Raw genomic sequence first — 22,948 nt, 5'->3', positions numbered from 1 at the left:
TATTTCCGCTTAATGGAACTTTCTTACTGGACAGGCCGAAAGCGGTCAAGATAAAAGCTGGATAGTTGTGAGCACGAATACGGGAGGGGCCTGACCATGGAGGAAACTGAAAAGCAGGGCCGCGATCCGCTGGAGCGGCAATTGCAGATTCTGGAGTTGCTTGTCAGCCATCCTCAGGGGCGGTCATTCACTGACATTCGCAATGACCTGAACCTGCCGAAAGCTTCGACAAGCCGCCTGCTGAAGACGCTCGCGAGCGCGGGTTGCGTCCAGCTTGAGAAGAACGAATCGATCGGTTCTTCGGCTATCTATGTTCTTGGGGACCGGATTCGCGGCATGCTTCGCGGCATCATGGACCCGGACCGGACGGTGACGGTTGCCCATGCCGTGCTGCATGAACTGGCGAAGGAAGCCAACGAAACCGCGTTCCTGTCCGTGCTGCGTGGCGACAAGGTGGAAAACCTGGTGATGGCTTCGCCCGCGAAGGATGCTCATGGCTATGTGAATCCCGGACGCGTCGTTCCCGCTCACGCGGCCGCGGCCGCCAAGGCGATTTTTGCCTATCAGCCCGAGAGCGTCTGGAGCCGTGTGTTGAACCAGCCGCTGGCCGCGCTGACGGAAAAGACCATAACGGACCCGGAGAAGGTTCGCGAAGAGTATATGCGGGTCCGTGACAAGGGCATTGCCTACTGTCGCGAGGAAATCGATTCGGGGCTGATGGCCATAGCCGCTCCGGTCCATCTGAAGGAGATCGGCGTGATCTATGCCGTTTCCATCGTCGGCCCCAGCTCGCGCATACGCAATCTCGACGAGGAGCCGCTCGACACGATGCTCAGGAAGGCTGCCAGGCAGCTTTCTACTGCCTTCGAGCGCGTCATCCTCTCGGCCTGACGCGCCGGCCAATAATCCTCCAATCTTCCAACGAACGGCAGAAAGACAATACATGTCGAATTTTTACGGGGTCATACCTTACCTTGTGAGCCCTTTGACGGCCGACGGCAACATCAATGAAAAGGTGTTGGGCGACCTCTGCAACGACCTGATCGCCAAGGGCGTGACCGGGCTAACCCCCCTCGGCAGCAGCGGCGAATACGCTTATCTCTCCGACGCGCAGAAGCGCCGTGTCGTCGAGATTGTCGTTGAGGCGGCGGGCGGGCGGGTTCCCGTCGTTCCGGGTGTCGCAAGCGTCTCCACGGAAGGGGCCATCGAACAGGCAAGACTTTACAGAAAGATCGGCGTCGATGGCATCGTCGGGGTTCTGGATTCCTATTTTCCGCTCAGCGAGCAGGAGGTCAGGAGCTATTTCCTCGACATTGCCGACAGCGTGGATCTTCCGATCGTCGTCTACACCAACCCGAACTTTCAGCGCACCGATCTTTCCATCGACACGATCTGCACGATCGCGGAGCATCCGAACATCGTCGGGCTGAAGGATGCGTCGACGAACACCGGCCGCCTGTTGTCGATCCTCAATCGCTGCGCCGACAAGATCGATGTGTTTGCCGCATCGTCGCACATTGCCGTCAGCGTGCTCATGATGGGTGGGAAGGGCTGGTTTGCAGGTCCTGCCTGCGTGCTGCCCGAGCAGAGCGTTGAGCTTTACAACGCCTGCAAGCGCGGGGAATGGGAACATGCCGCCAGGCTTCAAAAGCGGCTGTGGGGCTTCAACGAAGTCTTCGCACGCTTTCGACTGGCAAGCTGCCTCAAGGCTGCATTGCAGTTCCAGGGCTATGCGGTCGGCGATCCGATCCGCCCGCAGACACCGCTGGATGCACATGCAGCAAAGACCGTGACGGACGCGCTGCAAGCCGCGTCGTCACCTGAATTTGCTGGAGCATGATCCTGAAAAGGGAAAACCGGCTTTGGGGAAAGCTGTTTTCTCACGACTGATCGCCGCTTGCGCTTGCCGACCGGGAGTCCCGGTCGGCAAGCAGCATTGCTGCGATACGCTCAGGTTTTGAGAGGCGTTGCGAACGGATCAGAAGCTGTTGCGCTCGTGATAGGTCCGCAGGAAGGATTGGATGCGCGGATCCTCGGGATGGTGCAGAATCTGGCCTGGGGCGTCGACGCCCACAAGTTCGCCCTTTTCCATGAAGGCCACCTGGTCCGCGACATGCGCGGCAAAACCCATCTCGTGGGTGACGACGACCATGGTCATGCCCTCGGAGGCGAGCGTCTTCATCACGCTCAGCACCTCGCCCACCAGTTCCGGATCGAGCGCCGAGGTCGGCTCGTCAAAGAGCATCAGCCGCGGCTCCATGGCGATGGCGCGGGCAATCGCAACACGCTGCTGCTGGCCGCCCGACAGGCGCGAAGGGTGATTGGCCATCTTGTCGGCCAGCCCGACCTTCTTCAGCGCCTCCGCTGCGCGGGCCTCGGCCTCGGATTTCGGCAGGCCGCGCACCCGGATGAGGCCCTCGGCCACGTTCTGAAGCGCGGTCATATGCGGCCACAGATTGAACTGCTGGAACACCATGCCGATGGAGCGGCGCATCTCGCGCAGCTTGCGACCTGACATCTTGCGGCCGCCGGGGCTGGCATAGCCGATCAACTGCCCGTCGATCGTGATCTCGCCCGAATCATATTCCTCCAGGAAGTTGATGCAGCGCAGAAGCGTGGATTTGCCTGAACCCGAAGGTCCGATCAGGCAGGTCACCTTTCCCGGTATGATCGACAGGTCCACATTCCGCAGCGCGTGGAAGGGACCGTAATATTTGTTGACCTTGCGGATCTCGACGGATGACGCGGCAAGCATCTTACGTCCTTTCGATCAGATGTTTCGTGATGCGCGTTTCCAGCCGGCGGCCGAAGCGCGAAATGGTTTCGACCAATGCCCAGAAGAACAGCGCCAGCACCAGGTTCGCTTCCAGATAGCGGAAGGTCTCGGTGGACATGCGTTGTACCTGATACATCAGCTCGGGCACGGTGATGATCGACAGGATCACCGTTTCCTTGGTCAGGATGATCGAGAAGTTGACCAGCGCCGGCAGCGCCGAGACGAGGCTCAGGGGCAGAAGTATGCGCCGCACGATCGTCGGTTCGGACATGCCGATGGCACGGGCCGCCTCGAGTTGACCTCTCGGCACCGCAAGGAAGCCAGAGCGAAAAATCTCGGCGAAGTAGGGGCTGCCGTAGATCGTGAGACCCAGGAGACCGGCAGGCAGCGCGTCCAGCCGCAACCCGACCAGCGGGCCGCCATAGTAGAGCACGAAGAGCTGTACGAGGAAGGGCGTGCCGCGGATGATCTCGATATAGGCCTGGATCAGCCAGCCCAGCGGCCGCGGCCCATAGCGCTGCGCAAGCGCGATGATCAGGCCCAGCACCATGCCGAAGATGGTGCCCAGTACCCAACACAGGATGGTGAGCCCGAACCCCCTCAGCAGGATGGGCCAGTATTGCAGCAGGATGCTCAGGTCCATTACACGGCCATCCTGTGCTCAAGGTAGCGCCCCAGCGCGGCCAGGCAGAGATTGATGAGCAGATAGATGCAGGCCGCGGCCAGATAGACCTCCAGCGGGCGGAAGGTCGTGGCCGCCTGCGCCTGACTGGCGCGCGTCAGCTCCAGGATGCCGACGACCGAAACCAGTGACGAGGCCTTGACCAGCAGGATCAGTTCGTTGACCAGCGCCGGCAGCGACATCGTGAAAGCCTGTGGCAGGACCACCCGGGCCCAGATATCGCGCGGCCCCATCCCGATGGCGGTGGCGGCCTCGGCCTGCCCCTTGGGCAGGGCCATGATGGCGCCGCGCCAGATCTCGGAAATATAGGCGCTGGCGCAGATGCCCACCGTCACCACGGCGGCAACCAGTGCGGGCACGTCAATGCCGATGACCGGCAGCAGGTAGTAGAACAGCAAAAGCTGGACGAGCAGCGGAACGCCGCGCAGGAAACTGACCCACAGGGCCGCCAAACGGCGCAACCAGACCACACGCGACAAGGCGGCAGCGCAGACCAACGCGCCGATCACCAGCCCGAGCGCGATGCCCAGAACCGAGATCAACAGCGTATAGCGCGCCGCCCAGAAGAGCGGCCCGAAACTGTCCAGAAAGGTGGAGATCGAAAACATCGCCGCTCCGCTTGGTCTGGCGCGTGGGCGGGATCACTCCCGCCCACGGCATGTCATTACTTGGTCGGAACTTCGCGGGGGAGTTCGGTGTAGGTGCCCAGCCACTTTTCCTGAATGGCCTTGACGCGGCCGTCATCCGTCATCTTCAGCAGCGCATCGTTGATGGCCTTGGCAAAGCTGTCGCTGTCGGCGTCCTTGCGCAGCACCCATGAGAAATAGGTCGGCTGGCCGAAGGAGGCCGGCTCGAACAGGGCAAAGGTTTCGGGGCGGTTCTTGACCAGATAGGTCAGGTTCGGCAACGAACCGGCAACAGCGTCCAGACGGCCTGCGGCGAGGTCGGCATAGGCCTCGTCGGTGGTGCCGTATTCCTTGACATTCACGCCGCCCAGCTCCTTGCCATAGGCTTCGAGCTGACGGAACTGCGCGGTGCCCTGCTGGACGCCGACGGTCTTGCCCTTGATGTCCTCGGGCTTCTTCAGCGCATCGTTGTTGGCCGCGCGCACCAGCGAGACGGTGGCGTCGGCAATCGGCAGCGTGAAGGTGTAGCGGTCGAGGCGCTCGGGCGTGATGGTGACCGGAGCGATGACGATGTCGAACTTCTTGACCTCGAGGCCGGGCAGTTCGGCAGTCCAGGGAATGTCCTGGTAGACCGGCTCGACGCCGATCTCCTTCGCGACGCCGTCGAAGAGGTCCTTGGTCATGCCTTCGTAGGTGCCGTTCACCAGCATGTCGAAAGGCGCATAGTGCATGTCGGTCGCCGTGACGATCTTGCCGGCTTCCTTGATATCGGAAAGCTGATCGGCCATGGCAGGCACGGTCAGGCCAAGTGCGGCCAAGCCGAACAGGGCGGATTTCAGCGTTCTGGAAAATGTCATCTCGTTCTCTCCCTAAGGACTGTGTAGCGACTATCGCTCGACAGATAGCTAATAAGCATTTTTTCGCGCGCCGCCAGTCACCGGCGGCGCGCGAACACAATCAAAGAATGGCGGGCAGGTTCAGACCGTTCTCGCGAGCACAGTCAATGGCGATCTGGTAGCCTGCATCGGCATGCCGCATGACGCCCGTCGCGGGGTCGTTCCACAGCACGCGGGCAAGGCGCGCATCCGCATCTTCCGTGCCGTCGCAGCAGATGACCATGCCCGAATGCTGCGAGAAGCCCATGCCGACGCCACCGCCGTGGTGCAGTGACACCCAGGTTGCGCCCGACGCGGTGTTGAGCAGCGCGTTGAGCAGCGGCCAGTCGGAGACGGCATCCGAACCGTCCTGCATGGCTTCGGTCTCGCGGTTGGGCGAGGCCACCGAGCCTGAATCGAGATGGTCGCGGCCGATTACGATGGGCGCCTTCAGTTCGCCATTGCGCACCATTTCGTTGAAGGCGAGACCCAGCTTGTGGCGCTGGCCGAGGCCGACCCAGCAGATGCGCGCCGGCAGGCCCTGGAAGCTGATGCGCTCGCGCGCCATGTCCAGCCAGTTGTGCAGGTGCGGATCGTCGATCAGCTCCTTCACCTTCTGGTCGGTCTTGTAGATGTCTTCCGGATCGCCCGAAAGCGCCGCCCAGCGGAAGGGGCCGACGCCGCGGCAGAACAGCGGGCGGATATAGGCCGGCACGAAGCCCGGGAAGGCGAAGGCGTTTTCCAGGCCTTCCTCGAGCGCCATCTGGCGGATGTTGTTGCCGTAGTCGACGGTCGGAATGCCCTTTTCGTGGAAGGCGACCATGGCCTCGACCTGAACCTTCATGGAGGCGCGGGCCGCCTTCTCGACGGCCTTGGGGTCGCTCTCCTGCCTGGCGCGCCATTCGGCGACGGTCCAGCCGAGCGGCAGGTAGCCGTGCACCGGGTCATGCGCCGAGGTCTGGTCGGTGACGATGTCGGGGCGGACGCCGCGCCTGACCAGTTCGGGGAAGACTTCGGCCGCATTGCCGATCAGCGCCACGGATTTCGCCTCTCCGGCCTTGGTCCAGCGGTCGATCATCTCCAGCGCTTCGTCGAGCGAATGGGTCTTTTCATCGACATAGCGGGTGCGCAGGCGGAAATCGGCGCGGGTTTCGTCGCATTCCACCGCAAGGCACGAGGCGCCGGCCATCACCGCGGCAAGTGGCTGGGCACCGCCCATGCCGCCGAGGCCGCCGGTCAGGATCCATTTTCCCTTGAGATTGCCGCCATAGTGCTGGCGACCGGCCTCGACGAAGGTCTCGTAGGTGCCCTGAACGATACCCTGTGAGCCGATATAGATCCACGAGCCCGCGGTCATCTGGCCGTACATGGCCAGGCCCTTCTTGTCGAGCTCGTTGAAGTGGTCCCAGTTGGCCCAGTGCGGCACGAGGTTGGAGTTGGCGATGAGCACGCGCGGGGCGTCCTTGTGGGTCTTGAAGACGCCAACCGGCTTGCCCGACTGCACCAGAAGGGTCTCGTCCGCTTCCAGCTTCTTCAGGCTGTCGACGATCAGGTCGAAATCCTTCCAGGTGCGGGCCGCGCGGCCAATGCCACCATAGACCACCAGCTCATGCGGGTTTTCGGCGACATCGGGGTGCAGATTGTTCATCAGCATCCGCATCGGCGCCTCGGTCAACCAGCTCTTGGCGGTGATTTCGGCTCCCGTAGGTGGGAAAATGTCACGTGTGTTATGTCTTGGATTGCTCACGGTTCGGCTCCCAGGTCAGGCCAGCATGTTGCCGGAAATGATGATGCGTTGGATTTCGCTGGATCCCTCGTAGATGCGCATGATGCGCAGATCCCGGTTGATCCGTTCGATGGGGAAGTCACGTGTATAGCCATAACCCCCATGCAACTGCAGGGCGGTATCGGCTATTCTGCCCGCGGCCTCGGACGCGCCGAGCTTGGCCATGGACGAGGCCAGAGAGAAACGTCCGCCATGATGATGCGCCAGGTCGCGCTGGCGCGCGGCTTCCTGCGACAAGAGCAGCGCCGAGTGGAAAGCCACGCCCATATCGGCGATCATCCAGCGGATGCCCTGCCGCTCCGACAGCGCAATGCCGCCGATGATACGGTCCTTGGCATAGGCGACCGCCGCGTTCATTGCCGCGCCGGCGAGGCCGAGGCATTGCGCGGCGACCTCGATGCGTCCGTTGTCGAGAACCTGCATGGCGGTGCGGAAGCCCTTGCCTTCCTCGCCCAGCAGCGCGCTTTCGGGCAGTTCGCAGTCCAGGCTCAGCGTGAAGACATGGCCGCCCTTCAGGCCCATGGTCTTTTCCGGCGGGCCGGCGTCGAGGCCGGGCGTGCCCTTCGGCAGGATGAAGGCCGAGATACCGCGATGCGCCTTTTCGGGATCGGTCACTGCGTAGACCACGATGAAGTCCGCGACACCGCCGTTGGAGATGAAGCACTTCGTGCCTTTGAGGTGCCAGCCGCTTTCGGTGCGCCGCGCCCGCGTCTTCATGTCGGCGGGGTCGGAACCGGCGGTGGGCTCGGTCAGGGCGAACGCGCCAAGCGCTTCGCCGGTGGCTGCCCTGGGCAGCCATTCCTGCTTCTGCGCTTCGGTGCCGCCGATCAGGATGGAATCGGTTGCCAGATAATGCGCCGTCAGCGCCGAGGCGGTGGAACCGCAGGCTCCGGCCACGATGGAAACGGCACGCAGCACAGCGGGCGCGGAAATGCCGCTTCCGCCATAGGCCTCCGGCAGGTTGGCACCCATCATGCCCGCTTCGCCCAGAGTCGCGAGTTGTTCATGCACGAAGCGCGAGGTCTCATCGGTCTCGGTCGCGAGCGGGGCGATCTTGTCTCCGCACAGCCGCTCAAGCACCTCGCAGAACATGCGTTCCTCGTCGGAAAGCATGTGCCAGGGATCATCAATTTGCGTCATGCGCGGTTCTCCAGTCCGAATTCTTGCAGCACCGCCTCGATGTCGCTGCCAAGGCTTGGCGCCGCCTTCGCGGCCACCGGCTTGGCGCCGTCGAAACGCACCGGCTGGCCGACCACCGGCGCATGGCCCAGAACGGGGTGTGCAAGCGTGCTGACCAGCCCGCGTGCGGTAGCGTGGTCGTTGCCGGCGGCCTGTGCGATGTCCCAGATCGGCGCGGTCGGAAGACCCTGCGCGGCGAGTGCCGCGACGGCTTCCTCGGTCGTCAGTGCTCCTGACCATTCCTCGATCAATGCGCGCAGAGCCGGCTCATGTTCGGTGCGGCTGCTGTCGCTGGCAAAGCGCGGATCGTCCACGATCTCCGGTTTGCCGATGAGGCCGGCCAGACGCTCGAACTGGCTGCCGTTGAGCACGGCGATCACCACCTGTCCATCGCCGGTCCTGAAGCAACCGAACGGGGTGGATAGCGGATGGCGATTGCCGACCCGGCCCGGCAGCACGCCGTCGTAGAAATGCTGGGCGTGACTGGTGGTCAGCATGGAAAACAGCGCGTCATACATGGCCACGTCGAGCGTTGCGCCTTGTCCGGTCGCATTGCGCTGAACCAGAGCGGCCATGATCGACCAGCTTGCAAACAGACCGGCGATCAGATCGGCGATGCTTTCGCCGGTCTTCAGCGGCGCGCCGCCTTCCTCACCGGTCGCGGCCATCAGGCCGGACATGGCCTGCACCACCAGATCGTATGCCGGCAGGTCCTTGAAGGGGCCTTCCTGCCCGAAGCCGGAGATGGAGCAGTAGATCAGCCGGGGATTGGCCTTGCGCAGCGCCTCGGCGCCAAGACCCAGCCGGGCTGCGACGCCGGGGCGGAAATTTTCCACCACCACGTCCACCCGGGCGGCAAGCGCCTGTGCCAGTTCCAGGTCGTCCGGCTTCTTGAGATCCAGCGCGATGCTCTTCTTGCCGCGATTGTTGAGCGTGAACAGCGCGCTTTCGCCGTCCTTGAACGGACCGACATGCCGGTAGTCGTCGCCGGCCGGCGGCTCCAGCTTGATGATCTCGGCGCCCAGATCGGCCAGCAGCGCCGTGCAATAAGGCCCCGCCAGAACGCGCGACAGGTCGAGCACCTTGACGCCGGAAAGCGGCCCGCTCATGCCTTCAGCTCCGGTGCGAGCGCGGCGAGTCGTTCGAGGATCGCCGCAAGGGTCGTGCGCAGTGCGGCGGCCCTGGCTTCGTCATAGGCGAAGGGCGGGGTTTCGCTCTGCAGATGCGTGGACTGGGCCAGTTCCATCTGGATCGCATGGACGCCGTCCTGCGGCCGGCCGTAGTGACGCGTGGTCCAGCCGCCCTTGAAGCGGCCGTTCAGCACATGCGTGCGCCCGCTCCCGGCGCAGATGTCGAAAGTCGCGGCCTCGATGCGCGGGTCGCAGGTCGTGCCGTTGTTGGTGCCGATGTTGAAGTCGGGCAGGACACCCTCGAACAGGAACGGAATGACGGAACGGATCGAATGGCAATCATAAAGGATCGCCACGCCGTTCCTGGCCTTGACCCGCTCGATCTCGGCGGCGAGCGCTTCATGATAAGGCGCGTGGAAGTTTGCCCTGCGCTCGGCGATTTCGGCCGGCGTCGGTTCCTCGGTCCAGATCGGCTCGCCGTCGAAATCGGTCACGGGCACGAGGCCGGTCGTGTTCTGGCCGGGATAGAGGCTGGCATCGTCGGGACCGCGATTGGCGTCGATCACATAGCGATGGAACGTCGCCCTGACCGTCGTCACGCCGGGCAGCAGCCCGTCATAGAGGCGCTCGATGTGCCAGTCGGTGTCGGCAAGGATGCGGCCACGCGCGTTGAGCCTGGCCAGGATCGCCTCCGGCAGATGGGTCCCGGTATGCGGCAGGCCCAGGATCAGAGGGCTGTCGCCGCGAACGACCTCGACCGGGTTCATGGCTGAACCTCGGCTAACAGGTTGTCCGGCAGGGCTTCGAGCAGGGCGCCGGTACGGACAAGCTCTGCGACTTCGGCAAGGTCAGGGGCCATGTAGCGGTCCTGATCCAGCGCCGTGACCGACTTGCGCAAGCGCGCGATCACCGCCTGAAGCGGAGTAGAGGTCTTCAGCGGGCCACGGAACTCGACGCCTGCGGCAGCGCACAGAACTTCGATGCCGATGATATGGGCAAGGTTGGCGTTCATCCGCTTCAGGCGGCGCGCGCCATGGGCAGCCATGGAGACGTGGTCTTCCTGGTTCGCCGAAGTCGGGGTGGAATCGGTCGAGCAAGGCGTGGCGAGATGCTTGTTCTCGCTCATCAGCGCGGCCGAAGTGACTTCGGCGATCATCAGGCCGCTGTTGAGGCCGGGATCGGGTGTGAGGAAGGGCGGCAGGTCATGGCTCAGCGCCGGGTCAACCATCAGCGCGATGCGGCGCTGCGAGATGGCGCCGATCTCGGCGATCGCCAGCGCGATCTGGTCGGCTGCGAAAGCAACAGGCTCGGCATGGAAATTGCCGCCCGAGACGATCTGGCCGCTTTCAATCAGCACCAGCGGGTTGTCGGTCGCGGCATTGGCTTCGATTTCCAGCGTGCGGCCGGCCTGGGTCAGGAGATCGATGCAGGCGCCCGTGACCTGAGGCTGGCAGCGGATGCAATAAGGGTCCTGGACGCGTGCGTCGCCCACGCGGTGGCTCTCGCGGATTTCAGAGCCGTCCATCAGGTCGCGGATGACCCGGGCAGCGAGGATCTGGCCACGATGGCCGCGCAACTGATGAATTTCGTCGAGGAAAGGCGCGGTCGAGCCCATGATGGCGTCGGTCGAGAGCGACGACGACACAAGCGCGTTGCGTGCCGCACGGAACGCATCGAAGAGGCCCGCCAGTGCGAAGGCCGTCGAGACCTGCGTACCGTTGATCAGCGCAAGTCCTTCCTTGGCGGCCAGCACCACGGGCTTCAGGCCAGCCGCGGCAAGCGCCTCGGCGCTGGCCATTTCGCTGCCCTGATAAGTGGCTCGGCCTTCGCCCAGCATCGCGGCGGCCATATGCGCCAGCGGGGCAAGGTCGCCCGATGCGCCGACCGAACCCTGTGAGGGGATCACCGGCAACACGCCCCTGGCCAGCATGTCCTCGATCAGCTTGACGACCTGGGGGCGGGTGCCGGAGGCGCCGCGGCCGAGTGACAAGAGCTTCAGCGCCATTATCAGGCGCACGGTGTCTTCCTCGACATTCTCGCCCACGCCACAGCAATGCGACAGTATGAGGTTGCGCTGCAGGGTGGCCGTATCCTCGGCCTTGATCTTTATGGAGGCGAGTTTGCCGAAGCCCGTGTTCACGCCATAGACCGGCACGTCACCATTTGCGGCGGCGTCGATTGCGGCGGCCGAATTGGCGATGCCCGCATGAGCGGTTTCCGCCAGCTTTACAGCAAGCCCCTCCCGCCAGATGCGCTCGAGTTCAACCAGGGTGACCTGGCCGGGTGTCAGGATGAGTTCAGACAAGTTGGCCTCCGAAAATGCGAGCGTGCAGCGGATTGAAGCCGATGCGATAGGAAAGCTCGGCCGGATGTTTGATGTTCCAGATCGCCAGATCGGCGCGGGCGCCGGGCGCGATCACGCCTCGATCCGCCAGCCCCAGCGCGCGGGCGGCGTTGAGCGTCACGCCGCGCAAGCATTCGGCAGGCGTCATGCGGAACAATGTCGCGCCCATGTTCATGGTCAGCAGGATCGAGGTGAGCGGCGAAGTGCCGGGGTTGGAATCGGTCGCCAGAGCGATCGCCACGCCTGCGTCCCGCAATGCCTGGAGCGGCGGATATTGTGTTTCCCGCAGCGTGTAGAAGGCGCCCGGCAGCAGCACCGCGACCGTGCCTGCCTTCGCCATGGCGGCGATGCCGTCCGCGCCCAGATATTCGAGATGGTCGGCCGACAGCGCGCCGTGCTCGGCCGCCATGGCCGCGCCATGCAGGTCCGAAAGCTGCTCCGCATGCAGCTTGACCGGCAAGCCGAGCGTCCTGGCATGATCGAAGATGCGCGCCATTTCCTCGGCTGAGAAGGCGATGCCCTCGCAGAAACCGTCTACCGCGTCGATCAGCCCTTGGGCATGTCCCTGATCCATGCCGGCGATCACGACCTGATCGATATAGCCGGCGCGATCATCCTTGAATTCCGGTGGCAGCGCATGGGCGGCAAGCCAGGTGGTGACGACATGGACCGGACGAAGCTCGCCGATACGGCGCGCGACGCGCAGCATTTTCAATTCGGAGGCGATGTCGAGCCCGTAGCCGGACTTGATCTCCAGCGTGGTGACGCCTTCGCGCAGCAATGTGTCGACGCGCGGCAAAGCCAGCGCAAGCAACTCTTCCTCGCTTGCCTCGCGGGTGTTGCGGACGCTTGAGAGGATGCCGCCTCCGGCCCGGGCGATCTCTTCGTAGCCCGCGCCTTCCAGCCGCATCTCGAACTCGCGGGCGCGGTCGCCGCCATAGACGATATGGGTGTGGCAGTCGATCAGGCCGGGTGTGACCAGCCGCCCCTCCAGATCGCGGGAAGGGGCATTGCCATAGGATGCAGGCAGGTCCGCACCGGCGCTGATCCAGGCGATCCTGTCACCTTCGATTGCGATTGAGGTGCGCTCGACGAGGCGGTAGCCCGCCGTTTCGTCATCCATGAACGCTACCGTGGCGTTGCTGAGAACCTGCATCTGGCACGTACTCCCGACCGACCTGATTTCTCATGTCTAAACATAATTCATCATCTATGTCTAAACTTATTTTGGTGCTATGTCTAAACTTATGTGGGTAAAGTACCCGGCGCCAAGTCCGGCCAAAAGGAGATCTCGATGACTGCATTGTGGGCGCAGCACGCGCTGCTGCCGGAAGGCTGGGCGGAAAATGTACGTGTCGAACTGGGCGCGGATGGCCGAATCGCGCAAGTCGAGACCGGAGCGGCGCCCGCCGGCAAGCGAGTCGGCCTGTTGCTGCCCGCCATGGCAAACCTGCATTCCCATGTTTTCCAGCGTGCCATGGCCGGCCTCTCGGAAGCGCGCGGGCCGCAGCCGCGCGACACGTTCTGGACATGGCGTCAGATCATGTACCGCTTCCTCGACCATCTGACGCCGGATGACGTCGAGGCGATCGCGGCGCTGGTGCAGATGGAAATGCTGGAGGCCGGTTACGCCACCAATGTCGAGTTCCATTATCTGCACCACCGGCCCGGCGGTGCATTCTACGACAATATCGCCGAGATGTCCGAACGGATCGCGGCGGCTGCCGCCCGTACCGGCATCGGGCTGACACTGCTGCCGGTGCATTATCAGTTCGGCGGCCTCGACCAGCGTCCGCTCGGGCCCGGCCAGCAGCGCTTCGGCACGACACCGGACGAATTCGTGACCCTGCTCGACGCCGCCGAGGCGGCGCTGCGTCACCTTCCTGCCGATGCCGGGATCGGCGTTGCGCCGCATTCGCTGCGTGCGGTCAGTGCCGAGGCGCTGACGCTCTGCGAGAACCTGCGCCCCGGACGGCCGCTGCATATGCACCTTGCCGAGCAGATCCCGGAGGTTGAGGAAGTGCAGGCCGCCCGCGGCCGGCGTCCTGTCGAATGGCTGTTGGACAACCACAGCCTGGACCGCCGCTGGACCCTCATTCACATCACCCACATGACCGAGGATGAGACCCGCCGTCTGGCTGCGACCGGCGCCACCGCCGGCCTCTGCCCGATCACGGAATCGAGCCTTGGCGACGGCATTTTCAACGGCACGATCTGGAAGGAAGCGGGCGGACGGCTCGGCTTCGGCTCCGACAGCAACATCCGCATTTCACTGATCGAGGAACTGCGCACGCTGGAATACAGTCAGCGCCTGCGCGATACGGCGCGCGCCGTACTGGCCGAGCCGGGGCGCTCTACGGGCCGGGTACTCTACGAGGCCGGGCTTGATGGCGGTACGACGGCGGCAGGGCGCGAGACGGGCGCCATCGCTACAGGCTTGTGGGCCGATCTGTGCGCGGTTTCGCTGGACAATCCGGTGATGTTCGGCCGCAAGGGCGACGAACTTCTCGACAGCCTGATCTTCGCCGGCGGCGACGGGCTGGTGCGCGACGTCTGGGCGGCGGGCCGCCACGTCGTGCGCGACGGCAGGCATCCGGAGCACGACCGGATCACGGCCGACTATCTGGCCTGTATCGGCAGATTGCAGGAGCGGATGTGACCGACAAGCAAGCCGGCTCGACCCTGCCCAAGGCGCAGAACATTGCCAACGAAGTACGGCGCCGCATCGTCGAGCGCGAGTGGCGTCAGGGCGATCGCATTCCCGACGAGGCCGATCTGGCGGTCGAATTCGACGTGGCGCGGGCGACCGTCAACAAGGCGTTGCAGCTTCTGGCCGACGAAGGGTTGCTGGATCGCCGGCGCCGGGCCGGCACGCGCGTCGCGATAGACCCGGTGCGCAAGGCGACTTTCACGATTTCCATCGTGCGCGAACAGGTCGAGCAGGCCGGCATGGCCTACAGCCATCGCGTGGTGGCGCAACGGCGCAGTCCGGTCCCGGCGGAGGCTGCGGCCCGGCTCGGTCTTCCGGAAGGCGAGGTTCTCGTCCACATGCGGGCCGTGCATTATGGCGACGGCCAGCCGTTCCAGCTTGAGGATCGCTGGGTCAATCCACGCGCTACGCCGGAGCTTGAAAAGGCCGATTTCTGGCAATTGAACGCCAATGAATGGCTGGTGCGCAATGCCCCCTATCTGCGGGCCGAACTGACCTTTTCGGCCGAGAACGCCAATCGCCGCGATGCCAGATTGCTGCAGGCCCAACCGGGACAGGCGCTGCTGATCATGCATCGTACCACCTGGAATGATCTCGGCCCGATCACCACCGTCAGGGTGGCGTTCCAGCCCGGCCATCTCGTCGGCACTGAAAACGGCCACAACCGGGGCTATTGGCCCGTTCGGCGAAGCGACAGCGCCTGAAGCCCGCCCGCGCCGGGTTCTCAAGGGAAGGGCCCGTGCCGCAAAGAGCGGGGGTTCATTGAGTCCGCAGGCATGGTGCGGGACGAATCCACAACGGACCACCTTTACAAGTATATACATATTCTCTTACTCTGCCGGCAGATCATCACGCCCAAGGAGGCCCCGAAGCATGACCACGCATTCATCGCCGCTGCGCCCGGAACTGGCGACCCTTGCGCCTTACAATGCGGGCCTCACTGTCGACGAAGTCGCCCGGCGGCCCGGCGTGACCCGCGTTGCCAAGCTGGGCTCGAACGAGAATCCTCTTGGACCTGACCCGGCCGTGCGACAGGCGCTGGAAGCTGCCTTGCAGCGCATCGCCGTCTACCCCGACCCCTCGGGCCGCACGCTCCTGGCGAAGCTGGCGGCGCGCCATGGCACCTCGGCCGACCGGCTGGTGCTTGGCAACGGCTCGGAAGATCTCCTTGCCGTGCTCGCCCGCGCGGTGCTGCGGCCGGGCGACAGGGTGGTCACGCTCTATCCCTCCTTTCCCCTGCACGAAGATTATGCCCGGCTGATGGGGGCGGAGGTCACGCGGATCGGCCTGACGCCGGAGGGCCGCATTGACGTCGAGGCACTGGTGCAGGCGGTGGCGCAGCCAGTGCGGCTGGTGCTTTTCGCCAACCCCATGAACCCGGCCGGCGTGTGGCTGACGCCGGAGGAACTGGACCGGGTGCTGGACGCTGTCCACCCCGAGGCGGTGACCTGCCTCGACGAGGCCTATCACGAATATGCCGAAGGCCCGGGATACGCCTCGGCTGGAATGCGGCTGGCGACACATGGCCGGCCGCTGCTCATCCTGCGCACCTTCTCGAAGGCCTGGGGGCTTGCCGGCCTGCGTGTCGGCTACGGCTTGACCAACAGCGCCGAACTGAAGCGGGGGCTCGATCTTGCACGCACCCCCTTCAACGTGAACCTTATGGCGCAGGCGGCGGCCGAGGCAGCACTTGACCATCCGCAATCGGTGTCGGAGGCGGTGGCATTGGTGCAGCGTGAGCGGCCGCGCATGCAGGCAGCCATGGAAGCGCTGGGCCTGCGCGTGTTGCCGTCGAAAGGAAACTTCCTGTTCTTCGACGCGGCCCGTCCCGCGACCGTGCTTGCCGAGGCATTGCTGGACAAGGGGGTGATCGTCAAGCCGTGGAAGCAAGCGGGCTATGAAACCTGGCTGCGCGTTTCGATCGGCACGGAGGCCGACAACGATCAGTTTCTCGCAGCCCTTTCCGCCGCGCTCTGAGCCTTGCACGAACGCCTTCCGGCGCTGCAAAATGCCGGCAGCGCATCTTCTTTCAGGGGTTTGAAATCATGACCGCAACGGGAATTTTCCGGCTCTCCGACCGGGTGTTCCGCCCCTGGAAGAACGGTGGCGGCGAGACGGCCGAGATCGCCGTTTCCCCACTGGGCGCGGACTTCGAAAGCTTCGACTGGCGCATCAGCACGGCGATCGTCGCCACTTCCGGTCCGTTCTCTGCCTTTCCCGGCGTGGACCGGGTGCTGACTGTGCTGGAAGGCGGCGCGATGGTCCTGTCCGTCGGCGGGCAGGACCAAAGGCTGGATGCGGCCGGCGAGCCCTTCTCCTTTCCCGGCGACATTCCTGCCGCCGCGCAATTGGAGGGCGAGGCGCTGCTCGATTTCAACGTGATGGTGCGTCGCCCCTTGCTGGCCGAAGTCTTGCGCGGTCCGCTCGACCCAGACCGGCGGGGCGCGAACGAGCGTGCGCGGCTTGCCCTGCTGCTGGAGGATCGGGCAGGGCTCAGGCGGCTCGACCTCATCGACCTCCAGGCCGCGGCGCCTTCGCTCGTCGCCACGCTTGCCGGAGCGTCCGTACTGGACGTACGCATATCGGGCTGAGTGCTTGCAGGGATCAGCCGGAGTCGGCGCGCGGCTCGAACCGGGCCAGCAGTTCGTGGCGATCCCCAGGATAGGTCTGGTGCGCCAGCGTAACCCAATTGCCGGAAATTTCCGTTCGGCGGGTAACTTCCAGACAGGGCTCTCCGGGCCGCAGGCCCAGATCGCGCGCCACCGCATCATCTGCACCGATCGCCCGGATGCGGTGTTCCGCCGAACTCCACGGAATTTCCTGCAGCAGCCACTGGCCCGGCGCGACACTCGTGAAATCCTGCTCGAGCGCCGCGGGTGCCGCCTCCGTGTTGATGATGCGCGCCTCGCGACAGAAGGCTTGCGCATCCGCGAAATGCACGCCCTGAAGATAGAGGACCGGCCGTTGCCGATCCTGCTCGATCCGCGCTTCGGCGATCTCTCCGGGCTGGGGCAGGCGCAGCTTGCGCTCGTGAAGGACGAAGCTGTGCGCTTGCCCCAGCGCCTGAACCTCGGCCGCGATATCGGCAATCTCCATCACCGCCGCCTGCGCGTGCGGGCGGGCAACGAACGTGCCCAGCTTGCGGCGGCGTATAAGGAAGCCCTCCCGCGTCAACTGCGTCAGCACCTTGTTCATCGTCATGCGCGAAACGCCATGGGCATCGGCCAGCGCTGTCTCAAAGGGAAGCTGATATCCCGGTGGCCAGCGTTGCGAGATGATGAAACTGCGGAATTCGCTCAGAAGCTGCTCGTGCAGAGTGCGGCTTGCCTGTGATTTCGTCTCTGCCATCGGCACTCCCAATCCGGTACCCGATGCGGGCAAAGACACCGGCGCCAACCCTGTGGCCCGATCGGTGTAGCCAACAGCTATAGGCATTGGCCAGTGGCTTGTCCAAAGCCGTTTGGGGGAGCCGATTTCATTCCTTGTTGCTTGGCGCTCCTGCAAATAGCGAAAAGAAAAGCACCTATCGGCTCTGCGGGCACTGATATGCTGCCGCGTGGCTTCTTATATGAGTAGTGTATGCTCGGTGATCAGCGCGAAACGCAGGGTCATTGAGAGCGCGGGAATTGCGCCGTATCGACATATTGGAACTTCAAGCGAACCGACTGGAACATTGCGGCCCAATTTCAGTTTCTGATTGTGACAGACAATTCTGTCCGAACAGATCGGGTGCAAGATGCAGACAGAGCAACATGACATTTTCCGGCTATTCGCGGAGCGCTATGCGAGGGAAGTCCAGGAAGAGATGAGCTTGCAGCAATATTTGCTGGCTTGTCGCGATGATGCTGGAATGTACGCCAGCGCACCGGAGCGAATGATACAGGCTATCGGCGCGCCCGAACTGATCGACACCAGCAAGGATGAGCGGCTGGGTCGCATTTTCATGAACAGGACCATCCGCCAATATCCGGCCTTCTCCGATTTCTACGGCATGGAGGACGCTATCGAGCGGATCGTCAGCTATTTCCAGTATGCCGCCCAGGGACTCGAGGAAAGAAAGCAGATCCTCTATCTGCTCGGTCCGGTCGGTGGCGGCAAGTCCTCGCTTGCGGAGCGGCTCAAGAAGCTGATGGAAAAGCAGCCGATCTACACCCTCAAGGTCAAGGGACAACTCAGCCCCGTATTCGAGTCTCCCCTGGGGTTGTTCGACCCCGATACGATGAGCGATCTGCTCGAGGACAAATACGGCATCGCGCGCAGGCGGCTTACCGGCCTCATTTCTCCCTGGGCGGTCAAACGGCTGGCAGAGGCGGACGGCGATATTTCCGCCTTCAGCGTCGTCAGGCTGATGCCATCCCGGCTGAAGCAAATCGCCATTGCCAAAACCGAACCGGGCGATGAAAACAATCAGGACGTGTCGTCGCTGGTCGGCAAGGTGGATATCCGCCAACTGGAAAACTATAGCCAGTCGGACCCGGATGCCTATTCATACAGCGGCGGATTGAACAGGACCACGCAGGGACTGCTTGAATTCGTCGAAATGTTCAAGGCGCCGATCAAGGTGCTGCATCCTCTCCTGACCGCCACGCAGGAAGGCAGCTACAACGGCACCGAAAATTTCGGGGCGTTCCCATACCAGGGTATCGTTCTTGCGCACTCCAACGAGTCCGAGTGGCTTCAGTTCAAGCACAACAGGAACAATGAAGCCTTTCTCGACCGGATCCTGGTGATCAAGGTTCCGTATTGCCTGCGCTTTTCGGAAGAAAAGATGATCTACGAGAAGCTGTTGCGCGAAAGCGAGCTGGCCAGCAATCCGTGTGCGCCCGAGGTGCTGGACCTGTTGAGCAAGTTCACGGTTTCCACCCGGCTTCTCGAACATGAGAACTCACCTCGCTACACGAAGATGCGGGTCTACAACGGCGAGAATCTGAAGGATGTGGATCCCAAGGCCAAGTCGATCCAGGAGTACCGCGACGTTGCCGGTGTCGATGAGGGCATGACCGGCGTCAGCACCCGCTTCGCTTTCAAGGTGCTGTCCGAAACCTTCAACTTCGACACGAGGGAGATAGCCGCCGACCCGGTGCACCTGATGTATGTGCTGGAACAGGCCATCCGTCGCGAACAGTTTCCCGCGGAGCTTGAGGGCGCGTATCTCGATTTCATCAAATCCGAGCTGGCGGCGCGTTATGCCGACTTCATCGGTCATGAGATTCAAAAGGCCTATCTCGAATCCTACAGCGAGTATGGCCAGAACCTCTTTGATCGCTACATAGCCTATGCCGATGCGTGGATAGAGGATCAGGACTACAAGGATCCCGATACGGGTCAGATCCTGAACCGGGAAATCCTGGACAGCGAATTGTCCCAGATCGAGAAGCCCGCGGGTATCTCGAACCCGAAGGACTTCCGCAACGAGGTGGTCAAGTTCGCCCTTCGGGCACGCGCGAGGAACGCCGGTAAGAACCCTGCCTGGACGAGTTACGAAAAGCTGCGGGAAGTCATCGAGAAAAAGATGTTCGGCCAGGTCGAAGACCTTCTTCCGGTTATCAGCTTCGGCTCCAAGCAGGACAGCGCCACGCAAAAGCAGCACGTGGAATTTGTCGAGCGGATGAAGGAGCGCGGCTATACGGAACGCCAGGTTCGTCGGCTCGTTGACTGGTACATGCGTGTCAACAAGGCAGGCTAGGGTCAGGAGCGGTTGATATGATCGAAATGGCGCCTGAGGCGGCAGGAAATGCAGGGAGACGGCGGAAGATCTACGTGGTTACATTGGCCGCATGCCATTTCGAACAGACGTTCCGACCTGACGGTATGACCGATGGCCCATTTCATTGACCGCCGCCTCAATCCCAAGGACAAGAGCCTGGGAAACCGTCAACGATTTTTACGCAGGGCAAGAGAGGAACTGCGGCAGGTCTTCAACAAGCGGTTGAAATCGACCCGAATAGCGGATGTGGATGCCGGCCACGCCGTGACCGTCTCGAGCAGCACCACCGACGAACCGAGTTTCCGGCAGGCCGGTTCTACCGGCCGCAGGACGGTAGTCCTGCCCGGAAACAACGTCTACTCGGCGGGCGATCGCATTCCCCGGCATGGGCAGGCAGGCGGCCAGATCGGCCGTCAGGCCGGCGAGACCGCGCCGGATGACGACTTCCAGTTCGTGCTGAACCGCGAGGAGGTTCTCGATCTCTTCTTCGAGGATCTGGAATTGCCCGACATGGTCAAGTTGCACCTGAAGGAGGTGCAGTCATTCAAGTTTCGCCGGGCCGGCTACACCACCACCGGCACGCCTGCCAACATCAATGTCGGACGCACGATGCGTAATAGCCTGGGCCGGCGAATAGCATTGCGGCGGCCGTCGAGGAACGAGTTGGACGAGATCACGAGGCAGATATCGGAACTGGAAAATCGTGAACAGACGCCGGCGATCCGCCTCCAGCTTGTGAAACTTCAAGAGACTTTGCGAAGGTTGATGCTGAGGCGCAAGCTTGTTGCCTATGTCGATCCACTCGACATCCGATACAATCGCTTCGAGGCCCGCCCGGTGCCCAATACGACCGCCGTCATGTTCTGTCTGATGGACGTATCGGGCTCGATGGGCGAGCGTGAGAAGGATCTCGCCAAACGCTTCTTCGTACTCCTGCATCTGTTCCTGAAGCGCAGATACGAGCGCACCGAGATCGTCTTCATACGCCACACGCACGAGGCGAAGGTCGTTGACGAAGACACCTTCTTCTACAGCATGCAAAGCGGCGGGACGATCGTCTCGTCGGCACTCGACGAAATGCAGCGCGTGATCGCCGAGAAATATCCGGCCAATGAATGGAACATCTACGCCGCGCAAGCGTCGGATGGAGACAATTCTCCTTACGATTCCAATCGTTGCCAGGAAATCCTCAAGGGTGGGCTGCTCGCGGCATGCCAGTATTTCGCCTATGTCGAGATCATCGACGCGCGCGAGCGCGATATCTTCCATGCGACGGAAAACGGTACGCCTCTATGGAAAGCCTATCGCACGGTAAGCGACAGGGACTCGCGCTTGCAGATGGTAAGGCTGGCGGCCCCGGAAGACATTTATCCGGTCTTTCGCCACCTTTTCGCCAAGCATGGTTATTCGGGATCCGAATAGGGGGAAACGCGATGCGCCCTGGCACGGAACTGCAGCAACCTCTGTTTCATGGATCCGACTGGAGTTTTGACCTCCTCCAGAGGGTCTATGATGCAGTCGCGCAGGTCGCGTATGAAGACCTGCACCTCGATACCTACACCAATCAACTGGAGATCATATCCGCCGAACAGATGCTGGACGCATATTCGTCCATTGGAATGCCGCTGATGTATCGGCACTGGTCCTACGGCAAGCGGTTCCTGCGTGAAGAGCAGCTTTATCGCGGAGGTCATATAGGGCTTGCCTATGAACTGGTGATCAATTCCGATCCCTGTATCTGCTATCTGATGGAGGGCAATACAGCGGCCCTGCAAACGCTGGTCATCGCGCACGCCGCCTTCGGGCACAATCATTTCTTCAAGAACAACCAGTTGTTCCGGCAATGGACCGACGCCAGCGCCATCCTGACCTATCTCGACTTTGCCAAGAGCTTCGTGCGGCAATGTGAAGAGCGGCACGGCGTTGCTGCGGTCGAGCGTGTGCTCGATGCCTCTCACGCCCTGATGGATCAGGGCGTTTTCCGCTACCGGAGACCCGGACGTCTCTCTGCCGAACGGGAAAAAGCCCGTGAGCGCGAGAGGGTCGCGCATGCGGAGCGGACGTTCAATGATCTCTGGCGCACATTGCCGTCCTTTGCTTTCAAAAGCGCCTCTGGTGAGACAGGCGCCGCCGACCAGTTCGCCGAAGAAGAAAACATCCTTTACTTCATCGAAAAAAACAGCCCCATTCTGGAGCCCTGGCAAAAGGAAATCATACGGATAGTCCGGTTCCTGGCGCAATATTTCTATCCGCAGCGACAGACGAAGATGATGAACGAAGGCTGTGCGACTTTCGTTCATTACACGATCATGAATCTTCTGTTCGAGCGAGGGTTGCTGGAAGAAGGCCATATGCTGGAGATCATCAAGAGCCATTCGGAGGTCATTTTCCAGCCGGCTTTCAACGATCCGCGCTACGGTGGCCTCAATCCATATGCGCTCGGTTTCGAGATGATGCGCGACATACAACGAATATGCACGCAGCCCACCCCGGAAGACCGGGAGTGGTTCCCCGACATAGCGGGCAAGGGGGAATGGCGGGATGTCTTGCTGGAAGCGTGGGCAAGTCATCGGGACGAGTCCTTCGTTCGCCAGTTTCTCAGCCCGAGCCTGATCCGCAAGATGCGCCTGTTCGCACTGGTCGATGACGCAAGCGACAGCTATGTGGAGGTGACGGCCATACATGACGACCGTGGCTATGAAGCGGTGCGGTCGGCTCTGGCCGACAGCTATGACGTGACCGCCCACCAGCCAGATATCCAGGTGATCGGGGCAGATCTGGCCGGGGACCGCTGCCTGAGGCTGCGGCACAGCATTCGCAATGGCGTCATGCTGCAGGAAGAGAGCCGGGATGCAACGCTGCGCCATCTCGCCACGCTCTGGGGTTATGAGGTGCGACTTACCGGCATAGATGGCCGGAACGGCGAGACCGTATACGAACAATCCACGAAAGCCGCGCCCGAGAGTAGCTAGAGTCCTTCACGTTTTGACGGAAGCGTATCCTGCGTTTGCGAGATAGTTTTGGCATTCGTCAGCTTCGATGGTTGTTACGAGGTGTCCGACCTGGCGCCAGGTGTCCTCGATAGTTCGCTTCTGGGCCATTCGCATCCAATGCTTGATTTTAGCGAAGGCCT

20 protein-coding genes and 1 pseudogene are annotated in these 22,948 nt (G+C 62.6%); 9 read left to right on the top strand and 12 right to left on the bottom strand.

Annotated elements, in window-relative coordinates; all coding sequences use genetic code 11:
• The first annotated feature begins 96 nt into the window (after nucleotides 1-96).
• On the top strand, nucleotides 97-891 hold the full coding sequence (locus C7441_RS23180) for an IclR family transcriptional regulator (protein ID WP_109614903.1): 795 nt from the start codon (nucleotides 97-99) through the stop codon (nucleotides 889-891).
• Nucleotides 892-943: 52 nt separating this feature from the next.
• Nucleotides 944-1,840, top strand: coding sequence for a dihydrodipicolinate synthase family protein (locus tag C7441_RS23175; protein WP_109614902.1), 897 nt, complete (start codon nucleotides 944-946; stop codon nucleotides 1,838-1,840).
• A gap of 138 nt (nucleotides 1,841-1,978) precedes the next feature.
• On the opposite strand, the gene C7441_RS23170 is transcribed toward C7441_RS23175, so the two are convergent.
• The 10 genes from C7441_RS23170 to hutI all read right to left on the bottom strand — a co-directional run bounded on the left by C7441_RS23170 (nucleotide 1,979) and on the right by hutI (nucleotide 12,554).
• Nucleotides 1,979-2,755 (bottom strand): amino acid ABC transporter ATP-binding protein, encoded by a 777-nt coding sequence (locus C7441_RS23170; RefSeq protein WP_109614901.1) that lies wholly within the window; start codon nucleotides 2,753-2,755, stop codon nucleotides 1,979-1,981.
• Between the two features lies 1 nt (nucleotide 2,756).
• The gene (locus C7441_RS23165) at nucleotides 2,757-3,419 is read right to left on the bottom strand and encodes an amino acid ABC transporter permease (RefSeq protein ID WP_019170273.1); all 663 of its coding nucleotides are present in this window, start codon (nucleotides 3,417-3,419) and stop codon (nucleotides 2,757-2,759) included.
• The gene (locus C7441_RS23160; RefSeq protein WP_019170274.1) at nucleotides 3,419-4,066 is read right to left on the bottom strand and encodes an amino acid ABC transporter permease; all 648 of its coding nucleotides are present in this window, start codon (nucleotides 4,064-4,066) and stop codon (nucleotides 3,419-3,421) included. Before C7441_RS23160 ends, C7441_RS23165 begins: the two co-directional genes overlap by 1 nt.
• Nucleotides 4,067-4,122: 56 nt before the next feature.
• Nucleotides 4,123-4,941 carry a transporter substrate-binding domain-containing protein gene (locus tag C7441_RS23155; protein ID WP_109614900.1) on the bottom strand — a complete coding sequence of 273 codons (819 nt, stop codon included), beginning with the start codon at nucleotides 4,939-4,941 and terminating at the stop codon, nucleotides 4,123-4,125.
• Between the two features lie 100 nt (nucleotides 4,942-5,041).
• Complete coding sequence (gene hutU / locus C7441_RS23150) at nucleotides 5,042-6,706, bottom strand: urocanate hydratase (RefSeq protein WP_026060018.1); 1,665 nt, start codon at nucleotides 6,704-6,706, stop codon at nucleotides 5,042-5,044.
• Between the two features lie 15 nt (nucleotides 6,707-6,721).
• On the bottom strand, nucleotides 6,722-7,885 hold the full coding sequence (locus tag C7441_RS23145; RefSeq protein WP_210205697.1) for an acyl-CoA dehydrogenase family protein: 1,164 nt from the start codon (nucleotides 7,883-7,885) through the stop codon (nucleotides 6,722-6,724).
• Complete coding sequence (locus tag C7441_RS23140) at nucleotides 7,882-9,033, bottom strand: CaiB/BaiF CoA transferase family protein (RefSeq protein ID WP_109614899.1); 1,152 nt, start codon at nucleotides 9,031-9,033, stop codon at nucleotides 7,882-7,884. The genes C7441_RS23145 and C7441_RS23140 overlap by 4 nt, the downstream gene beginning before the upstream one ends.
• Nucleotides 9,030-9,821 (bottom strand): N-formylglutamate deformylase, encoded by a 792-nt coding sequence (gene hutG, locus C7441_RS23135; RefSeq protein ID WP_109614898.1) that lies wholly within the window; start codon nucleotides 9,819-9,821, stop codon nucleotides 9,030-9,032. Before hutG ends, C7441_RS23140 begins: the two co-directional genes overlap by 4 nt.
• On the bottom strand, nucleotides 9,818-11,359 hold the full coding sequence (hutH, locus tag C7441_RS23130; protein ID WP_109614897.1) for a histidine ammonia-lyase: 1,542 nt from the start codon (nucleotides 11,357-11,359) through the stop codon (nucleotides 9,818-9,820). Before hutH ends, hutG begins: the two co-directional genes overlap by 4 nt.
• Nucleotides 11,352-12,554, bottom strand: coding sequence for an imidazolonepropionase (hutI, locus tag C7441_RS23125; RefSeq protein ID WP_109614896.1), 1,203 nt, complete (start codon nucleotides 12,552-12,554; stop codon nucleotides 11,352-11,354). Before hutI ends, hutH begins: the two co-directional genes overlap by 8 nt.
• 138 nt (nucleotides 12,555-12,692) lie before the next feature.
• Here hutI and C7441_RS23120 point away from each other — a divergent pair, with 138 nt between their 5' ends.
• The 4 genes from C7441_RS23120 to C7441_RS23105 all read left to right on the top strand — a co-directional run bounded on the left by C7441_RS23120 (nucleotide 12,693) and on the right by C7441_RS23105 (nucleotide 16,699).
• The gene (locus C7441_RS23120) at nucleotides 12,693-14,057 is read left to right on the top strand and encodes a formimidoylglutamate deiminase (RefSeq protein WP_109614895.1); all 1,365 of its coding nucleotides are present in this window, start codon (nucleotides 12,693-12,695) and stop codon (nucleotides 14,055-14,057) included.
• Nucleotides 14,054-14,812, top strand: a complete 759-nt coding sequence (locus C7441_RS23115; RefSeq protein WP_109614894.1) for a histidine utilization transcriptional repressor HutC — start codon at nucleotides 14,054-14,056, stop codon at nucleotides 14,810-14,812. Before C7441_RS23120 ends, C7441_RS23115 begins: the two co-directional genes overlap by 4 nt.
• Nucleotides 14,813-14,981: 169 nt before the next feature.
• A complete protein-coding gene (gene hisC / locus C7441_RS23110) occupies nucleotides 14,982-16,085 on the top strand; it encodes a histidinol-phosphate transaminase (RefSeq protein WP_109614893.1) in 1,104 nt (367 codons plus the stop codon).
• Between the two features lie 68 nt (nucleotides 16,086-16,153).
• Complete coding sequence (locus C7441_RS23105; protein WP_109614892.1) at nucleotides 16,154-16,699, top strand: HutD/Ves family protein; 546 nt, start codon at nucleotides 16,154-16,156, stop codon at nucleotides 16,697-16,699.
• A 13-nt stretch (nucleotides 16,700-16,712) separates the two neighbouring features.
• Here the strand turns inward: C7441_RS23105 and C7441_RS23100 are convergent, their stop codons facing one another.
• Nucleotides 16,713-17,495, bottom strand: a complete 783-nt coding sequence (locus C7441_RS23100; RefSeq protein ID WP_244916242.1) for a histidine utilization transcriptional repressor HutC — start codon at nucleotides 17,493-17,495, stop codon at nucleotides 16,713-16,715.
• A gap of 349 nt (nucleotides 17,496-17,844) precedes the next feature.
• On the opposite strand from C7441_RS23100, the gene C7441_RS23095 reads away from it, so the two are divergent.
• The 3 genes from C7441_RS23095 to C7441_RS23085 all read left to right on the top strand — a co-directional run bounded on the left by C7441_RS23095 (nucleotide 17,845) and on the right by C7441_RS23085 (nucleotide 22,787).
• Complete coding sequence (locus tag C7441_RS23095) at nucleotides 17,845-19,794, top strand: PrkA family serine protein kinase (protein ID WP_026060019.1); 1,950 nt, start codon at nucleotides 17,845-17,847, stop codon at nucleotides 19,792-19,794.
• A gap of 132 nt (nucleotides 19,795-19,926) precedes the next feature.
• Nucleotides 19,927-21,237, top strand: a complete 1,311-nt coding sequence (locus C7441_RS23090; protein ID WP_109614890.1) for a YeaH/YhbH family protein — start codon at nucleotides 19,927-19,929, stop codon at nucleotides 21,235-21,237.
• Nucleotides 21,238-21,248: 11 nt separating this feature from the next.
• Nucleotides 21,249-22,787, top strand: a complete 1,539-nt coding sequence (locus tag C7441_RS23085) for a SpoVR family protein (protein WP_109614889.1) — start codon at nucleotides 21,249-21,251, stop codon at nucleotides 22,785-22,787.
• 6 nt (nucleotides 22,788-22,793) lie between these two features.
• Here the strand turns inward: C7441_RS23085 and C7441_RS23080 are convergent.
• Nucleotides 22,794-22,948 (bottom strand): annotated as a pseudogene (locus C7441_RS23080) (IS630 family transposase); the annotation flags it as partial.

Source organism: Pseudaminobacter salicylatoxidans (assembly GCF_003148475.1).
In the GTDB taxonomy this organism is placed as follows: domain Bacteria; phylum Pseudomonadota; class Alphaproteobacteria; order Rhizobiales; family Rhizobiaceae; genus Pseudaminobacter; species Pseudaminobacter salicylatoxidans.
Note: the sequence above shows the minus strand (reverse complement) of the source record. Positions and strands in the feature narration are given on the sequence as shown.